The 525-nt window shown below is 61.9% G+C and carries 1 protein-coding gene; it reads left to right on the top strand.

The annotated features are described in order from the left end of the window. Positions 1-10 precede the first annotated feature (10 nt). Complete coding sequence (gene ssb / locus ACQY6C_RS14975) at positions 11-502, top strand: single-stranded DNA-binding protein (protein WP_427970088.1); 492 nt, start codon at positions 11-13, stop codon at positions 500-502. The last annotated feature ends 23 nt before the right edge of the window (positions 503-525 follow it).

The raw sequence follows: 525 nt of genomic DNA, 5'->3' as shown, positions 1-525 counted from the left end.
AGGAGCCAAAATGGCCCGCGGAATCAACAAAGTCATCCTCGTCGGCAACCTCGGAGCCGATCCCGAAACGCGCTACATGCCGAGCGGTTCGGCCGTGACCAATCTCTCGGTGGCGACCAGCGAGACCTGGAAGGACAAGCAGACCGGCGAGCAGAAGGAGCGCACCGAGTGGCACAAGGTGGTGATCTTCAACGACAATCTCGCCAAGGTCGCCGAGCAATATCTGAAGAAGGGCGCCAAGGTTTACATCGAGGGCCAGTTGCAGACCCGCAAATGGACCGACCAGAACGGCCAGGACAAATACACGACAGAGATCGTGCTGCAGCGCTTCCGTGGCGAATTGCAGATGCTCGACAGCCGCGGCGAAGGCGAGGGTGCCTATGGCGGCGGACAGCAGCGCGTCAGCGGCGGTTATGGCGGCAATGACCGATCCGGAGGCGGCGCGCCGTCGTCCGGCGGCAATGATTTCGTCCGCGACATGGACGACGAGATCCCGTTCTAGCGGTATCGAGCGGCGATGCGATA

It is taken from the genome of Altererythrobacter sp. (assembly GCF_050299635.1).
In the GTDB taxonomy this organism is placed as follows: Bacteria; Pseudomonadota; Alphaproteobacteria; order Sphingomonadales; family Sphingomonadaceae; genus Erythrobacter.
The sequence above is the reverse complement of the archived record's forward strand: the minus strand, read 5'-3'. Positions and strand labels throughout refer to the sequence as shown.

Excerpts from the sequence above, each read along its gene's own strand:
- ssb (WP_427970088.1), top strand. The coding sequence starts at position 11 with ATGGCCCGCGGAATCAACAAAGTCATCCTCGTCGGCAACCTCGGAGCC.